This is a genomic window from Croceicoccus bisphenolivorans (assembly GCF_001634625.1).
Lineage (GTDB): Bacteria > Pseudomonadota > Alphaproteobacteria > Sphingomonadales > Sphingomonadaceae > Croceicoccus > Croceicoccus bisphenolivorans.
Genome location: NZ_LRSE01000013.1, coordinates 1 through 14,543 on the forward strand (window position 1 = coordinate 1; position 14,543 = coordinate 14,543).

Below are 14,543 nucleotides of genomic sequence, written 5' to 3' on the forward strand. Positions count from 1 at the left end.
GGTTTTTGAGAATTGGCGCACCCGACAGGATTCGAACCTGTGGCCTCTGCCTTCGGAGGGCAGCGCTCTATCCAGCTGAGCTACGGGTGCTTCGTTCCAACGTGGAACGGGGCAGGCGCTTAGCAGGCGGATCTGGCGCTTGCCAGTGTTTTTACCGCACGGAGCTTCGCGTTAGGGTTTTTTCAATCACGTGATGCCACGTTAACCTTCATGAGCGCGATGCCCGACTTTCCGATGGACGATTCCGGCAGCCCGACGGGTTGCGAGGAAGATGTCCTGTCCGCCCGCTGGGCTGCGATGCACCAGGCTGCCGATGCCATCGCCAAGATGATCGGCAAGGACATCGCGGGTGCGGAACGTGCGATCAGCCTCTATCCCGTCGCCTTGGCCGACAGGCAATCCGCCGAAATCGCGGAAGCGACGGATGACCTGTGCACGATGATGCAGCAGGGCGTGTTCGCGATCCTGCGCGCACGGGAAAACGGCGCGGAAGCCAAAGTCGCTGCCAAGGCACTGCTCAACCGCTTCGAAACGCGCCGCCGCGCGCTTCTCGCCGACGAGGAAAATCCCGAAGACCTCGCCGCCTGATTCGCTGCCGTGAACCTGTGGCGAGCCGATATGGGCTTGCCATGTTCACATTTCGTTCCGTATTGTTCGGTGCATGGCCGATTCTGCTCATGCCCTCCCGCTCGATGCTGCCAACGAACCTGTCGCACTGGCCGGTGCGGCCGCGGTTGCGCGGGGCATCGGCAGGCTGCTGGCCCGCAACGATATCTGGACGATCCCGGAAATGCCGCTCGCCGGCGGGCGCAGGGCGGACCTGATGGGCATCGATTCGCGTGGCCACGTCATCATCGTGGAGATCAAGGTTTCCCGCGCGGACCTGATGGGCGATGGGAAGTGGACCGATTACCTTGACCATTGTGACCGTTTCTACTGGGGTCTGTCGCCCGATCTGGACAGGCAGTGCCTCGAAACCGCCGATTTCCATCCGGACCGTTGCGGCGTGATCGTGGCTGACAGCTATGACGCGGAAATCCTGCGCCCTGCCCCTCTGCTCAAGCTGGCCGCCGCGCGCCGCAAGGTCGAGGTGGAGCGGCTCGCCCGTTGCGCCCTTCGCCGCCGGCACGTCGATTTCGACCCGCATTGCGCGACATGGGGCGGCGAATACGCAGGATAGCAGCGGCACATCCGCGCCCGCCGCCTTTTCGCCGCCGTGCATAGCAGGTAAGGCCCTGTGCCATGGCTGACGGGTTTTCCCAGACTGCAATCCTTGCCGCGATCGCATCTGCCCTTGCGATGAGCGCGATCGTCGCCGTGCGATACCTGCTGTCCAGCGGCGGATTCGCTCTCGCCACGCGGGCGGTAAGGCCCGGCCTTTACGAACGGCTTGGCCCGCAGATCGGGTCGGAGATCCGCTGGTCGCTGCTTTCCGCGCTGATCTACGGCGTGCCGGCGGGCGTCGTCGCATGGGGCTGGCAGGAACATGGCTGGACCCGCATCTACACAGACGCAGCCGCCTTCCCGCTGTGGTGGATGCCGGTTTCGCTGCTCGTCTACCTCTTCGCGCACGACACGTGGTTTTACTGGACCCACCGGTGGATGCATGCGCCCCGCCCGTTCCGCATCGCCCACGCCGTGCACCATGCCAGCCGCCCGCCCACGGCGTGGGCCGCGATGGCGTTTCATCCGATCGAGGCGGTGACCGGCGCGGTGGTGATACCTGCCCTTCTCTTCATCGTGCCGATCCACGTCGTGATGCTGGGCCTGGTGCTGACGATCATGACGGTGATGGGCGTCACCAACCACATGGGGTGGGAGATATTTCCTCGCGCGCTTGTTCATTCGCGCTTAGGGGGCGGTCTGATAACCGCGAGCCATCACCAGCTTCATCACGAGAAATATCGATGCAACTACGGCCTCTACTTCCGCTTCTGGGACCGGCTGTGCGGAACCGACGCAGGGGTGGCGCAGCCGGGATGGGACGGGCGATGACGGCGCGCAGGCGCGCCCTTCTGCTCCCGCTGGCTGCCCTGCCGCTGCTGGGGGCGACGCCGCGTCACGGGGTCGATATCACGGTTACGGTCAGCCACATGCGCTCTGTCGACGGGCTGGTTTCGGCCTGTCTGGCGGCCGGCAAGTCTGAATTTCCCGATTGCGACGATGGCGGCGCCATGAACCTGACGCTGCCGGCCGGACAGGCGCGCGAATTCTCTTTCCGCAATGTCGCGCCGGGGCGCTATGCCATCGCCCTGCTGCATGACGAGAACGGAAACGGCAAGATCGACAAGGCCCTGATGATCCCGAAGGAAGGCTTCGGCTTTTCACGCGATGCAAAGATCATGATGGGCCCGCCGCCGTTTTCCGCCGCCGCCTTCGAAGTCGCGGACGAAGACCAGAGCCAGCCGATCAAGATGCGCTACATCCTTTAAGGGAAATCCGTTTGCAACAGCCGCTCCTCCTGCGTTCCGTCCTCTACATGCCCGGTTCTAACGGTCGGGCCATCAACAAGGCCCGCACCCTGCCGGCAGACGCGGTCGTGATGGACCTTGAAGACGCGGTCGCGCCGGAGGCCAAGGCAGAGGCACGCAAGACGATCGCGGCCGAACTTCACGCAGGCGGCTTCGGCACGCGCTACCGCGTCGTGCGGATCAATGCCCTGTCCACCGGCTGGGGCGACGACGACCTTGCGGCGCTGGCGGGCGTGCCGCTGGACGCGATCCTTGCACCCAAGGTGGACAGTGCCGCCGACATTGCCGTCCTTGCCGAGCGGATGGCAGCAGCGGGAATCGGGCCGGATGTCGCGCTGTGGGTAATGATCGAAACGCCCGCTTCTATCCTGAACCTTTCGGAAATCGCCGCTAGCGCGGCCACCACGCCGCTCGCCGGTTTCGTGCTGGGCCTCAACGATCTGGCCAAGGATACCGGCATCGCGCAACTGCCGGGCCGCGCCGCGTTCCAGCCGGTTCTGACGATGAGCGTGATCGCGGCGCGCGCCAACGGCCTGATCGTGCTGGACGGCGTGTGCAACGCGATTGACGACGAGGCGCGTTTCGCAGCCGAATGCGAACAGGCGCAGAGCGGCGGTTTCGACGGCAAGACGCTGATCCATCCCAGTCAGGTCGCCCCGGCAAACCGCGTATTCGCCCCGTCCGATGCGGAAATTGCCGAAGCGCAAGCCATCGTTGCCGCCTTTGCCGATCCGGCCAATGCCGGGGTGGGCGCCCTGCGGGTCAATGGCAAGATGGCCGAGCGGCTGCACCTAGTTCAGGCGGAGCGCTGCATCGCTCGGGCCGAGGCGATCTCGAACCGAGACTGATCCCCGCGCGAAACAGGGTTAATTTTAACACCCCGTTTACCCTTCCGCTCCATAATCGGCAGTTCAAGCCGGGATTGTCCCGGGACTCGATCGTGGGGACGGGTATGGATCAACCAAGAGGCGGCTTTCGCGCACTGGCTGAAAGCTGGCGCTGGCACGGCTACGGCGAGATGGACCTGTCCGATGACAGTCACGACACCGCCGTGCTGGACCCCGCGCGCGACCGCGACACCGATTCCGACACCCAGTCGCCGCCCCCGCCCGCCATCGGGCAGGACGAGAGGCGCATGCAAGTGCGCGCCTACAACCTGTGGGCCGAACTGCTGGCCGATCGCAGTTTTCCCGACATCGGCAAGTTCGATCCCAGGGACAATGCGGACTTCGGCGAATATGCCGTCCTGCTCGATTTCTCGACCGGGATCGACGATCCGATGGTGCTGCATCTGGGCGCAAGGCTTGCGGGCGAATGCGGCGTTGCCGGGGGCAGCGACTTCACCGGCCAACTGTCCGACGTGCCCGCTGGATCTCTGATTTCGCGCATCACCGATCACTACGTCCAGATCCTTGCGCGCCAGTCGCCGATCGGGTTCGAAGCCGAATTCGTGAACCGGCACGGCAAGCTGATCGTCTATCGCGGCATCCTGCTTCCCTTTTCCAGCGACGATCGCAACATCGATCACATCTACGGTGTGCTGAACTGGAAGGAAGTGGCCGACACGCCGCTTTGCGCCAAGCTGGCCGCCGATCTGTCGGGAGTTCTTGGCGGGGAATTCGCTGAGGCCGACCAGAAAGTCGACCCCCTGCCCGCGCCGCTGTCACGCCGTCTTCGCGCGATGACGCCGACGGGGTTCGACCAGTTGTCGGACGACGGCCCGGAATTTACCCTGCTGATGGCGCGGCGCCTGGCTTCGGGCAATGTCGTCCTGCTGGGCGAAGTGCCGTTCGATCCCCTGTTGATGAAACGCGCGGCGGACAAGCTGGAAGATCGCTGAACCGCACTGGCCCGCAACGGCAACGGTTGCAGTCAAAATGCCAAGCGCTTAAGCCCCTGTTCAGTGCCCGGAACGCAATCCGTGCCGCAAACGACGATGCGCAAAGCCCTTCTCCGCCCGCTGGCGCATGGCGCCCTTCTCCTCGCTTTGCTGCTGCTTGGCGCGCGGCCCGTGCTTGCGCAGTCGATCCTTCGCGATGCGGAGACAGAGGCGCTACTCAAGGACATGTCCGCCCCGATCATCAAGGCCGCGGGGCTGGAGCCGGGCAATGTCGACATCATCCTCCTCAACGATCCGTCGGTGAACGCCTTCGTGGCGGGCGGTCAGGCGGTCTACATCCATTCCGGCCTTATCAACGAGGCGGATAGCGCGCTGCAGGTGCAGGGCGTGATCGCGCACGAACTGGGCCATATCACCGGCGGCCACATCATCGGCTTTGGCGAAGGCGCGAAAGCGGCCACAAACATCTCGATTCTCTCACTTTTGCTTGGCGCGGCGGCAGCGGCTGCGGGCGGTGGCGAAGCGGCAATCGGCGTGTTGGCTGCCGGGCAACAGGCGGCGATGGGCAAGTTCCTCGCCTTCACCCGCGGGCAGGAATCGGCGGCCGACCTTGCCGGCGCGCAATATCTTTCAGGCGCGGGGCTTTCGGGGCGCGGTTCTGTCGAATTCTTCAAGAAGCTGCAGTCCCTGGAACACCGCGCCGGATACTATGCGAAGGACGAGGACACGTTCTATCGCACCCACCCGCTTTCGCGTGACCGTGTGGAGACGCTTACCGCCGTTTACGAGAAAGACCCGGCGTGGAACCGCCCGTCCGACCCAGTGATCGAGGATCGGTTTCGCAGGATCAAGGCCAAGCTCTATGGCTATCAGGCCGATCCGAAGGATACCTTGAACGCCTATCCCACGACAGACCAGTCGATTCCCGCGCACTACGCCCGCGCCTATGCGCGGAACAAGGAATCGCTGATCGGCCAGTCGGTCACAGAGATCGACGCGCTGCTGCTGGCAGAGCCGGAAAACCCCTATTTCCTTGAACTGAAGGGTCAGGTCCTGCTCGAATCGGGCAAACCGGCAGAGGCGATTTCGCCGCTGCGCCGCGCGGTCGACCTGTCGGGCAACGAACCTCTGATCGCCACGATGTTCGGCCATGCCCTGTTGGCGACAGAGGACAAGAGCTACCACGAGGAAGCGGAACAGGTACTGCGCAACGCCGTGGCCCGCGACAGGCAGAACCCGACCGCATGGTACCTGCTGGGCCGCATCTATGCCGACCGTGGCGACACGCCGCGGGCACGGCTGGCCAGTGCGGAACAACTGATGATGACGGGGCAGGCGCAAGCCGCCCTGCAGAATGCCGCCGCCGCCGAAGCCGCCCTGCCCGCCGAGAGTGCCGACTGGCTGCGCGCGCAGGATATCCGGATGGAAGCGCGCGCATTGATTGAACAACGCGAGAAGCGGAAGTAGACTGGGGATCATGACGCTCGCTGCAAGACCGTTCCGTATTGCCACTGCCGTGGTAGTCATCATCGCCCTTGCCGTGGGCGCCTTCTGGATCGTGTCAGCACGCGGCGCCGATCCGGAAAGCGAGGCCGATATCGCCGTGCGCGAAGCAGGCTTCGACGCCAGCGAACGCGCCGCGATCGAAGCGCTGGTGCGCGACTATCTGCTGGAACATCCCGAGATCCTGCCCGAAATCGTGCAGAAGCTGCGTGAAAAGCAGTCTCTGGCTGCGATGGAAGGGATTCGCGACGAACTGTTCTCGCCCTATCCGGGCGCAGTTCTGGGCAATCCGCGCGGGTCGAAGGTGCTGGTCGAATTCAGCGACTACGCCTGCGGTTATTGCCGCCATTCGGTAGAGGCTGTCGACGCCCTGATCGCGGAAGATCCCGACCTGAAGGTCGTCGTCCGCGAATTCCCGATTCTGTCCGAAGACAGCGTCGCTGCGGCCAAGATGGCCCTCGCCGCCGCGCATCAGGGCAAGTACGAGGAATTTCACAAGGCGATGTACGAAACCGGCCGCCCGACGGAGGCGAATATCGAGAAGGCGGCGAAAGCTGCGGGCCTCGATCTTGCCAAGGCGCGCCAGGCTGCCGCCAGCCCTGCCATCGCTGCCGAGATCGAGGCGAACCGCGCCTTTGCCTCGCAGCTCGAATTCAGCGGCACCCCCGCATGGGTGACGGCAACCCAGACACTGCAAGGCGCAGTCGGCAAGGAAGCCCTGAGCGAGGCGCTCTCCGCCAAGGGCGGTTGATGCACCGTTTCGCAGGCTGCTGGCGGCTTGCGGCCGGTCTGCTCCTCTCGGCTTGCCTTCCGGCAAACGCTGCGGCGCAGGATGGCGATCCGTATCATGTCGTTGCCGAACTGGATGCGCGTGCGCAAACTGTCGGCTGGCGCCTTGCCAGCGCCAACGCTTCCTTCTGTTCCAATGTGGTGCCCGCCGTTGGCCTGCTGGTACAGGACCTGCAAAGCTGGGAAGATCCGGAAGAGGCGCGCGCGGCCTTTGGGGCTAGTGCCACCACCCAAGTCGTGGTCGGCGCAGTGGCGGACGGATCGCCTGCTGCCGAAGCCGGATTGCACACCGGCCAACCGCTGCGCTCCATCACCGACACCGTGCTGGAAATCGACCTGCCGCCCGCAGAACCCGGCACGTACCAGCGGCAGACCGCATTGCTCGACCTGATGGACGAAGGACTGCAGCGCAATGGCTGGATCGCGATCGGAATCGACACCGATGCGGGGCGGGAACTCTTGCGCATCCATGGCCAGCCGGTGTGCGCCAGCCGTTTCGAACTCGTCACGCAGGGCAGCCGCGCCAAGGCGGACGGTACGCGCGTGCTGGTCAGTGCAGACATGGCGCTGGAACTGGGGGACGAGGACGCGTTTGCCTTCGTCGTCGCGCACGAACTGGCGCACAATGTCCTCGGCCATATTCCGATGCTGGCCGAAAAGGGCCGTGGCTGGGGGCGGGTACGCCATACGGAGCGGGAGGCCGATCGGCTGGCGGTGTGGCTGATGGCCAACGCCGGATACGACACGCAAGGCGCGGTGCGCTTCATGCGTGGCTGGGCGCGGGAACGCGATGTCGGCTTTCTGGATCCGACGCACGACGCCTGGGACGAGCGGCTGGGCGGCGTGGAGACCGAAATCGCTCTGGTCGCCGCAAGCCCGGCGCATTCCGGCGGATATGACTGGTCCCGCCGCTTCCCGCTGAGCCGGAGAGACGCCAAGTCGGGGCGATGATCCGCGCAGGGCGCAAGCCATTTTCGAAATCGGGGTCGAAACGGGGGCCTGCAGGAGCGCTGTCGCCGGCGAAGCGATTGCGCTATCACACGGGTATGTCTGTGCTGCCCGTTGCACCCGTTCCGTTCTTTGCCGACAAGAACCGCGCGTTCTGGCGGTTGCAGGCGGCTGGCTGGGGCGGCGCGATGATCCTGCGCGCGATGAGCAGCCTTGCCAATGCGCAGCCGCTGTCATTTCTCGTACTGGTCTTCATCGCGACAGTCACCGGCTTTTCGCTCAGCCTGATCCTGTCGGTCGTCTATCGCCAGTTGATGAACCGGCGCGCCATCGTGACATGGGGCGTAACGGGGCTGGTGCTGGCCGCGGCCGTCGGCGTCTATGCCTTCATCGACAGCTGGGTCATCACGCTTTACCGCCCGACCGCAGACCCCGGCTTTGCGCAGTTGTTCCTTGGCGTGCTGTACCTCGACATGACGCTGCTGGGCGCATGGTCAGCGCTTTATTACGCGATCAACTTCTACCTGCAGGTGGAAGAAGCGAACGACCGGCTGCTGCTGCTGGAAAACCAGGCGACGAGCGCGCAGCTTGCGATGCTGCGTTATCAGCTCAACCCGCACTTCCTGTTCAACACACTGAATTCGATCAGCACTCTGGTGCTACTGAAACAGACCGAGCCGGCGAACGCGATGCTGTCGCGACTGTCCAGTTTCCTGCGTTACACCCTGATTAATCCGCCAACCGGGCGTGTGACGATCGCGCAGGAAATCGACACCCTGAAGCTGTACCTCGATATCGAGCGGATGCGGTTCGAGGAACGGTTGCGCACCCGTTTCGACATCGCGCCGGAATCGGCCCGCGCCTTGTTGCCGTCGCTGCTGTTGCAACCGCTGGTCGAAAACGCGATCAAATATGCGGTCAGCCCGCAGGAAGCGGGCGCCGAGATCACCGTGCGTTCCGAACGCATCGGCGACCGCCTGCGCGTATCGGTTACCGATACCGGGCCCGGCATCCCGCGCGGGCACCAACCGGACGAAGTGGTCGGCAGGGTGCACGGCGACGGCGCACGCTCCACCGGCGTAGGCCTTGCCAATATCCGCGAACGCCTGGCCCAGGCCTATGGCGAAAACCAGCACTTCGAAATCCGATCCCGCCCGCAGGAAGGGTTCGCGGTGATCATCGAAATTCCGTTCGAAACCGAACTTGGCGAAGACGAAGAAGAGCCGATCGTGCGGCGCGTGGGCGAGGGGGCGTCCCGAACCGTGCGGCGGCTGGCTGAAACCGTTATGCCGGCCCGTCCGGCAACCGATGAAACCTTGTCGCCCGCCGCCCGTTCCACCTGAAACACCCTGACAGGATTCCCCAAGACATGACCATCCGAACCATCCTCGTCGACGACGAAAAGCTGGCAGTCCAGGGGCTGCAGCTCCGTCTGGAGCCGTTTTCGGACATCGAGATCATCGCCACGTGCGCCAACGGGCGCGAAGCGATCCGCGCGATCAAGACGGAAAAGCCCGACCTCGTCTTCCTCGACATCCAAATGCCCGGTTTCGACGGGTTTTCCGTGGTGAAAGGCGTTATGGACGTCGATCCGCCACTGTTCATCTTCGTCACTGCCTACTCCGAACATGCGTTGAAAGCGTTCGAGGCCAATGCCGTCGACTACCTGATGAAGCCGGTGGAGGAAGACCGCCTTGCCGACGCCATCGAACGGGCCCGCACCCGCCTGACGGAGCGCAAGGGGCTGGAAGAGGTCGAGAAGCTGAAGAACGTGCTGGCCGAAGTCGCGCCCGACGCGATGGACCAGATGCCGGACGAGGAAATGGCCGCAGATTCGCGGTACGAAAAGATGCTCAACGTGAAGGACCGCGGCCAGATCTTCCGTGTCGACGTCGACACGATCGAGCATATCGAGGCCGCGGGCGACTATATGGTGATCTCGACCGGAGAGAACTCGCTCGTCCTGCGCGAGACGATGAAGGATCTCGAACGCCGCCTCGACCCGCGCGCGTTCCAGCGCGTCCACCGCTCCACCATCGTGAACCTCAATCAGGTCCGCCAGGTGAAGCCGCACACCAACGGGGAATGCTTCCTCGTGTTGGGTTCGGGCGCCGAGGTGAAGGTCAGCCGCAGCTACCGCGACGTGGTCGCGCGCTTCGTGCACTGATCCGGCGGCTTCGGCAGCGGACATGGGCGAACCGGGGAGCGGCCATCTGCTTCCCGTACCGCTGGCCAAGCTGTGGCATTATGGCAACTATCTGACAAAACTGCGAAAGATTTGTAATCTTGCGTTGCTGACGGATTGACCCGTTGACGGCATGACCCCAAATGCCGCGCGCCGGACCTCAAAGTCACGGCCAAGTAAAATACAATGAGGTAATACCAAAATGATCAAGAATGTTGTTATCGCGGCCGCCATGGCGACTGCGGGCCTTGCCGCGACTCCTGCTCTTGCGCAGGGCGGCGCTCGCGTCGGCCTCGAACTCGGCGTTGTCGACGATGACTTCCTCGGCACCGAAGACGCGACTTACGGCGTCACTGCCGGTTACGATTTCGACCTCGGCAACCTCGTCGCCGGTCCGGTCGCAAGCTACACCGCCACCTTCGAAAACGACGGTGACATCCGTGACGTGACGGTCGGTGGGCGCATTGGCGCGAAGGTCGGCGCAGCCTCGCTGTTCTACGGCACGATCGCGTACACCAACCTCGACGCCGACGGCGCCTCCAGCATCGACGGCGTGAAGTACGGCCTCGGTCTCGAGCATGACTTCGGCGGCTTCTACGGCGCTGTCGAAACCCGCTATGCCGATTACGAACTGGGTGTGGAAACGTACCAGACCGTCATCGCTGCCGGCGTGAAGTTCTGATCGTTCGCATCAGTGCGAAAAAAAGGGGCGGTCCGGCAACGGGCCGCCCTTTTCGTTGCTGCACGGCCCCGATGGAGAGGCATGCACCACGCCCCCTCTTGCACAATCGGTCCGAAGCCCGCACTTGGCTGAGATGACCTTCGAACTGACCGGCTTCGACCTTGCCCGCTTTGTCCGCGAAACGCTTGCGGAGGATCTTGGCGAAGGGCTGCCCGGCGGCGGCCACGATGTCACCAGCGAAAGCGTCATTCCCGCAGACGCGCGGTTTTCGGGCGTAATGGACAGCCGGGACGCCATCACCGTCGCCGGACTGCCGATTGCCGCCGCGTTCTTTCGCACGCTCGATCCCACGTGTTCGATCGAAGTGCTTGTCGCCGATGGCGAAGCGGTTGCCGCTGGCACCGACCTGATGCGAATCAACGGCAACGCCCGCGCCCTGCTGACGGCGGAACGCAGCGCGCTCAACACCGTGCAACACCTGTCGGGCATAGCCACGATGACCGCGACCTACGTCGCCGCCATGCACGGGCACGCCACGCTGCTCGACACGCGCAAGACGATTCCGGGGCTGCGCCACCTCGAAAAATACGCGACCCGCATGGGCGGCGCGCAGAATCACCGCATGGGCCTGTGGGATGCGGCCATGATCAAGGACAACCACGTCGCCGTCGCCGGATCTGTCGGCGAAGCGGTGGCGCGCGCGGTACGTGCAGGCGTCGCCAATATCATTTGCGAAGTCGACCGCATCGACCAGATCGAACCGGCACTGGAAGCGGGCGCAACGCACCTGCTGCTCGACAACATGGGGCCGGAAACGCTGGTGCAGGCCGTGGCACTGGTGGCGGGCCGCGTTCCGTGCGAGGCTTCGGGCGGGGTCAATCTCGACACGATCGGCGCAATCGCGGCAACGGGGGTCGACTACGTTTCGGTCGGGCGGCTGACGCAAAGCGCGCCTGCCGCCGATATCGGGCTGGATTTCCAGCCGATCTAGGCGAACGCCTCAGCGCCTTTCGGCAAAAAACCCGCGTAGTAGGTCAGCCGCTTCCGATTCGCCGATGCCGGAATAGATCTCCGGCCGGTGCAGGCAGGTCGGCTGCTCGAACGTGCGGCAACCATGTTCCACCGCCCCGCCCTTGGGATCGCTTGCCCCGTAATAGACGCGCGCGATGCGGGCGTGGGCAATGGCGCCGGCACACATCGGGCACGGTTCCAGCGTCACGTAAAGGTCGCAGCCGGTCAGCCGTTCGTCGCCCAGTACTTCCGCTGCGCGGCGAATCGCCAGCATTTCGGCGTGGGCGGTCGGATCTTTCAACGCGCGCGGCGCATTGTGCGCGCGGGCCACGATCTGCCCGTCCTTCACCACAACGGCACCCACCGGCACCTCGCCCGCATCGGCGGCGGCGCGTGCCTCGTCCAGCGCGGCCTGCATCGGGGCGGGCAGGGGCCATCGTTTGGCGGAAATGCTCATGACCGGCCCCGCTTGCCCGAATCGGGAGAATGCGGCAATGGGGCCGCGCACCGGAAACGGCCTATCGGCTCGGTTCATCGCCCGTTTGCTTGACGGGGGGGCCACTCGCCGCTATGCGCGCCGCTTTCCGACACTCGGATTCACTGTTTTACAAGCGAGTTTAAAGCCATGTCGCGCATCTGCGAACTGACCGGCAAGGGTCGTCAGATCGGCCACAACGTGAGCCACGCCAACAACAAGACCAAGCGTGTCTTCCTGCCGAACCTGCAGAACGTCACGCTGCTCAGCGAAAAGCTGGAGCGTAGCTACAAGTTCCGCGTTTCGACGCAGGGCCTGCGTTCGGTCGAACATAACGGCGGTCTCGACAACTGGCTGCTGAAGACCAGCGACACCAAGCTCTCTCCCCGCGCTCTCAAGGTGAAGCGCGAGCTGAAGAAGGCTGCTGCCGCCGCCTGAACGGTTTCCCGCAAGGGTAAGGTGAAGAAGCGCCCGCGAGCTATCGCAGGGCGCTTTTTCGCGTCTCCAGCTTCAACAGGATCGTGCGCTGGATAACCTGCGCGTCGTTGTTGTCCGACACCAGCCAGATGGTGACCCGCCCGTCCGGCGCTTCTTCCACGGCCATCCCTTCAAAATTGTCGGAAATGTCCGGCCCGCCGATTCTGCCCAAGAGCTTTGCCACTACCTTCGTGGCTGGTCCGGCGCGGTCCATATCCACGACATAGATCGCGCTGCCGAACTGGAAGAGCGGACCGAACGAGCGGCCAAGGACCAGCATGCGTCCGTCGGACAAGCCAACCGCGTCGACAGGGCGCATTCCGCCGGGCAGTGCCAGATGGAACAGCCAAGGCTCCGTGCCCGCAGCAGGATCGCCTTCGAACACCAGCGCAGGAAACGTTCCGTCGCGTCCCTTTTCCCGCCCCTCACCCAAAACGATGAAGGTTCCATCGGCAAGCCTGGCAAGCGATTCGGGGCCGCGTGTAGCCGTCCATCCCGCCATCGCTTCCGGCCTTGAGCGCGCCTCTTGGCGCGCGGCATTGGCCAGTCTCCGGATCTCGTTCCTGTTTTCGATCACGATGCGCACCGTGCCATTGTGGTCAAGGACCACCGCTTCGGCATCGAGCAGGACGAAACCGCCTCTGCCATCGGGCTGCAGTGCGTTGATCTCACCTCGGCCTTCCATGCCGACGCCTTTGCCGACATCGGGTCGAGGCATTGCCACCATTACGCCCCTGTCGCTCACGGCCAGGAAGCTGCCAGAAGGCGCGATGGCCAGTCCCGACAGCGAATGGAATTCCGGAGCATCGCCCGTCAGGTCCCAGGCACCCGCCAGCCGGAACGGACCATCTTCCGAAAGTTCGGCACCGTCGATCGGCGCAAAGGTAATCCTGACGGGAAAATCCGTGCGGCTGCCGATGGGCTGCGTCCGCGGGGGCAGATAGAGAATCGCGCCTGTCAGCAGAAGCAGGACCAGCAGCCCCCCGGCCCGCCAAAGCCGGTTCATCAGTCCGCCATCGGCCCCGTGAACAGCAGCGGATCGAGCCGCGCCTCATGCCACTTCAGGCTCCAGTGCAAATGCGGACCGGTAGCCCGCCCGCTCGAGCCGACAAGGCCGATGCGCTGCCCCTGCTTCACATGATCGCCTTCCTTCACGAAAAGCTGCTGCGAATGGAGGAACGCGCTGTTTAGGCCCATGCCGTGATCGATGATCAGCAGCTTGCCCTCCAACGAGAAGTCGTCGACCGCCAGCACCACGACACCATCGGCAGGGGCGACGTAGGCCGCGCCCGCACCCGGCGCGATGTCGATGCCGGAATGGTAGCTGCCCGGCTCTCCGCGATAGATTCGTTGTGAACCGAACAGGCCGGAAATGCGCGCCTTCACCGGCCAGATGAAATCCTGCCGCCAGCCTTGCGCATCGGTCACCTTCGCGCGGGAGGCATTGATCGCCTCAAGCTCCGGCATGCGGCGTTTCATGAAGGTCTCGCTCGGCCCGCCGCTGCGGCGCGCGGCATTGATCCGTTCGATCCGCCAGTCGCGCGGGCTAATCGCCAGCGGCTTGGTAATGCGCGATCCGTCGCTACGCTCGGCCATAAGAGTCGCCACAGGGCCGGAATCGCGATCGAATGCCGCGAGGAACTGGCCGTCCGGGGCCAGCGGAACCGGTTCGCCATTCAGCGTCAGCGCCGTCGTTCCAACCGGCGCGGTGCCGCGCAGCCAGCCGCCCTGTGTCATTTCGCCCGACAGGGTGAACGCACCCTGCGGGAATGCCGCTGGTGCCGGCTCTGACGTGGAAACCGTCGCTGCGGCCGCGCTGGCGGGCGCAGGTGCCGGTGTACGTGCCGAAGCATCCGGCGCGGGCGGCACGACGGTACACGCCGCGATGCCCATAACCGCACACGACACGATGGCGACCAGCGTCGCTTGCCTCACCCTCATTCCGAAGGGGATAGGCGTTCGGTTGCAATCTCGCAGGTGGCGTAGGGTTCCTGCCGCTCGACACTCCAGTAACGGAGCATATCAAGCTCGATCCGCACGCCGGATACGGCGCACAGGACATGGTCGCCAGCGCTCAACTGGCGGAAACCGTTAGGGCCGTAGATCAGCCGTGCGGGGCCTTTTGAACTCATCAACATGTTTTCAAGATAGTCCGAACAACC

18 protein-coding genes and 1 tRNA gene are annotated in these 14,543 nt (G+C 64.3%); 14 read left to right on the plus strand and 5 right to left on the minus strand.

Features of this window, described 5'->3' with window-relative positions; translation table 11 throughout:
• Positions 1 to 13 precede the first annotated feature (13 nt).
• Positions 14 to 90, minus strand: a tRNA-Arg gene (locus A7A77_RS13230).
• 120 nt (positions 91 to 210) lie between these two features.
• Here A7A77_RS13230 and A7A77_RS13235 point away from each other — a divergent pair.
• The 13 genes from A7A77_RS13235 (at position 211) to nadC (ending at position 11,409) form a co-directional block, all read left to right on the plus strand.
• On the plus strand, positions 211 to 588 hold the full coding sequence (locus A7A77_RS13235; RefSeq protein ID WP_066559103.1) for a hypothetical protein: 378 nt from the start codon (positions 211 to 213) through the stop codon (positions 586 to 588).
• A 73-nt stretch (positions 589 to 661) separates the two neighbouring features.
• On the plus strand, positions 662 to 1,180 hold the full coding sequence (locus tag A7A77_RS13240) for an MmcB family DNA repair protein (RefSeq protein WP_066559105.1): 519 nt from the start codon (positions 662 to 664) through the stop codon (positions 1,178 to 1,180).
• Positions 1,181 to 1,242: 62 nt separating this feature from the next.
• Positions 1,243 to 1,995 carry a sterol desaturase family protein gene (locus A7A77_RS13245; RefSeq protein WP_066559108.1) on the plus strand — a complete coding sequence of 251 codons (753 nt, stop codon included), beginning with the start codon at positions 1,243 to 1,245 and terminating at the stop codon, positions 1,993 to 1,995.
• Positions 1,992 to 2,432 carry a DUF2141 domain-containing protein gene (locus A7A77_RS13250; protein WP_066559407.1) on the plus strand — a complete coding sequence of 147 codons (441 nt, stop codon included), beginning with the start codon at positions 1,992 to 1,994 and terminating at the stop codon, positions 2,430 to 2,432. The genes A7A77_RS13245 and A7A77_RS13250 overlap by 4 nt, the downstream gene beginning before the upstream one ends.
• An 11-nt stretch (positions 2,433 to 2,443) precedes the next feature.
• Positions 2,444 to 3,319, plus strand: a complete 876-nt coding sequence (locus tag A7A77_RS13255; RefSeq protein ID WP_281180027.1) for an HpcH/HpaI aldolase/citrate lyase family protein — start codon at positions 2,444 to 2,446, stop codon at positions 3,317 to 3,319.
• A gap of 104 nt (positions 3,320 to 3,423) precedes the next feature.
• On the plus strand, positions 3,424 to 4,311 hold the full coding sequence (locus A7A77_RS13260; protein ID WP_066559116.1) for a PAS domain-containing protein: 888 nt from the start codon (positions 3,424 to 3,426) through the stop codon (positions 4,309 to 4,311).
• Between the two features lie 96 nt (positions 4,312 to 4,407).
• Complete coding sequence (locus A7A77_RS13265; protein WP_066559410.1) at positions 4,408 to 5,778, plus strand: M48 family metalloprotease; 1,371 nt, start codon at positions 4,408 to 4,410, stop codon at positions 5,776 to 5,778.
• A gap of 10 nt (positions 5,779 to 5,788) precedes the next feature.
• Complete coding sequence (locus A7A77_RS13270) at positions 5,789 to 6,565, plus strand: DsbA family protein (RefSeq protein ID WP_066559118.1); 777 nt, start codon at positions 5,789 to 5,791, stop codon at positions 6,563 to 6,565.
• Positions 6,565 to 7,554, plus strand: a complete 990-nt coding sequence (locus A7A77_RS13275; protein ID WP_066559120.1) for a hypothetical protein — start codon at positions 6,565 to 6,567, stop codon at positions 7,552 to 7,554. Before A7A77_RS13270 ends, A7A77_RS13275 begins: the two co-directional genes overlap by 1 nt.
• A gap of 95 nt (positions 7,555 to 7,649) precedes the next feature.
• Positions 7,650 to 8,894, plus strand: a complete 1,245-nt coding sequence (locus A7A77_RS13280) for a sensor histidine kinase (RefSeq protein ID WP_082836130.1) — start codon at positions 7,650 to 7,652, stop codon at positions 8,892 to 8,894.
• A 26-nt stretch (positions 8,895 to 8,920) separates the two neighbouring features.
• A complete protein-coding gene (locus tag A7A77_RS13285) occupies positions 8,921 to 9,718 on the plus strand; it encodes a LytR/AlgR family response regulator transcription factor (RefSeq protein ID WP_066559129.1) in 798 nt (265 codons plus the stop codon).
• Positions 9,719 to 9,938: 220 nt separating this feature from the next.
• Positions 9,939 to 10,418, plus strand: coding sequence for an outer membrane protein (locus A7A77_RS13290; protein WP_066559140.1), 480 nt, complete (start codon positions 9,939 to 9,941; stop codon positions 10,416 to 10,418).
• A 133-nt stretch (positions 10,419 to 10,551) separates the two neighbouring features.
• A complete protein-coding gene (gene nadC, locus A7A77_RS13295) occupies positions 10,552 to 11,409 on the plus strand; it encodes a carboxylating nicotinate-nucleotide diphosphorylase (RefSeq protein ID WP_066559147.1) in 858 nt (285 codons plus the stop codon).
• Between the two features lie 9 nt (positions 11,410 to 11,418).
• Here the strand turns inward: nadC and A7A77_RS13300 are convergent, their stop codons facing one another.
• Entirely contained in the window at positions 11,419 to 11,886 is a 468-nt protein-coding gene (locus tag A7A77_RS13300) for a nucleoside deaminase (protein WP_066559149.1), read from the minus strand.
• Positions 11,887 to 12,054: 168 nt separating this feature from the next.
• Here A7A77_RS13300 and rpmB point away from each other — a divergent pair, with 168 nt between their 5' ends.
• Positions 12,055 to 12,342 carry a 50S ribosomal protein L28 gene (rpmB, locus tag A7A77_RS13305; protein ID WP_066559151.1) on the plus strand — a complete coding sequence of 96 codons (288 nt, stop codon included), beginning with the start codon at positions 12,055 to 12,057 and terminating at the stop codon, positions 12,340 to 12,342.
• Positions 12,343 to 12,382: 40 nt separating this feature from the next.
• Here rpmB and A7A77_RS13310 read toward each other — a convergent pair whose 3' ends face one another.
• Genes A7A77_RS13310 through A7A77_RS13320 form a run of 3 tightly spaced genes read right to left on the minus strand, consistent with a single transcriptional unit; the run spans position 12,383 to position 14,519 of the window.
• Complete coding sequence (locus tag A7A77_RS13310) at positions 12,383 to 13,387, minus strand: esterase-like activity of phytase family protein (RefSeq protein WP_066559163.1); 1,005 nt, start codon at positions 13,385 to 13,387, stop codon at positions 12,383 to 12,385.
• Positions 13,387 to 14,322 carry a M23 family metallopeptidase gene (locus A7A77_RS13315; RefSeq protein ID WP_066559164.1) on the minus strand — a complete coding sequence of 312 codons (936 nt, stop codon included), beginning with the start codon at positions 14,320 to 14,322 and terminating at the stop codon, positions 13,387 to 13,389. The genes A7A77_RS13310 and A7A77_RS13315 overlap by 1 nt, the downstream gene beginning before the upstream one ends.
• Positions 14,319 to 14,519, minus strand: a complete 201-nt coding sequence (locus tag A7A77_RS13320) for a DUF2093 domain-containing protein (RefSeq protein ID WP_066559166.1) — start codon at positions 14,517 to 14,519, stop codon at positions 14,319 to 14,321. Before A7A77_RS13320 ends, A7A77_RS13315 begins: the two co-directional genes overlap by 4 nt.
• Positions 14,520 to 14,543 lie beyond the last annotated feature (24 nt).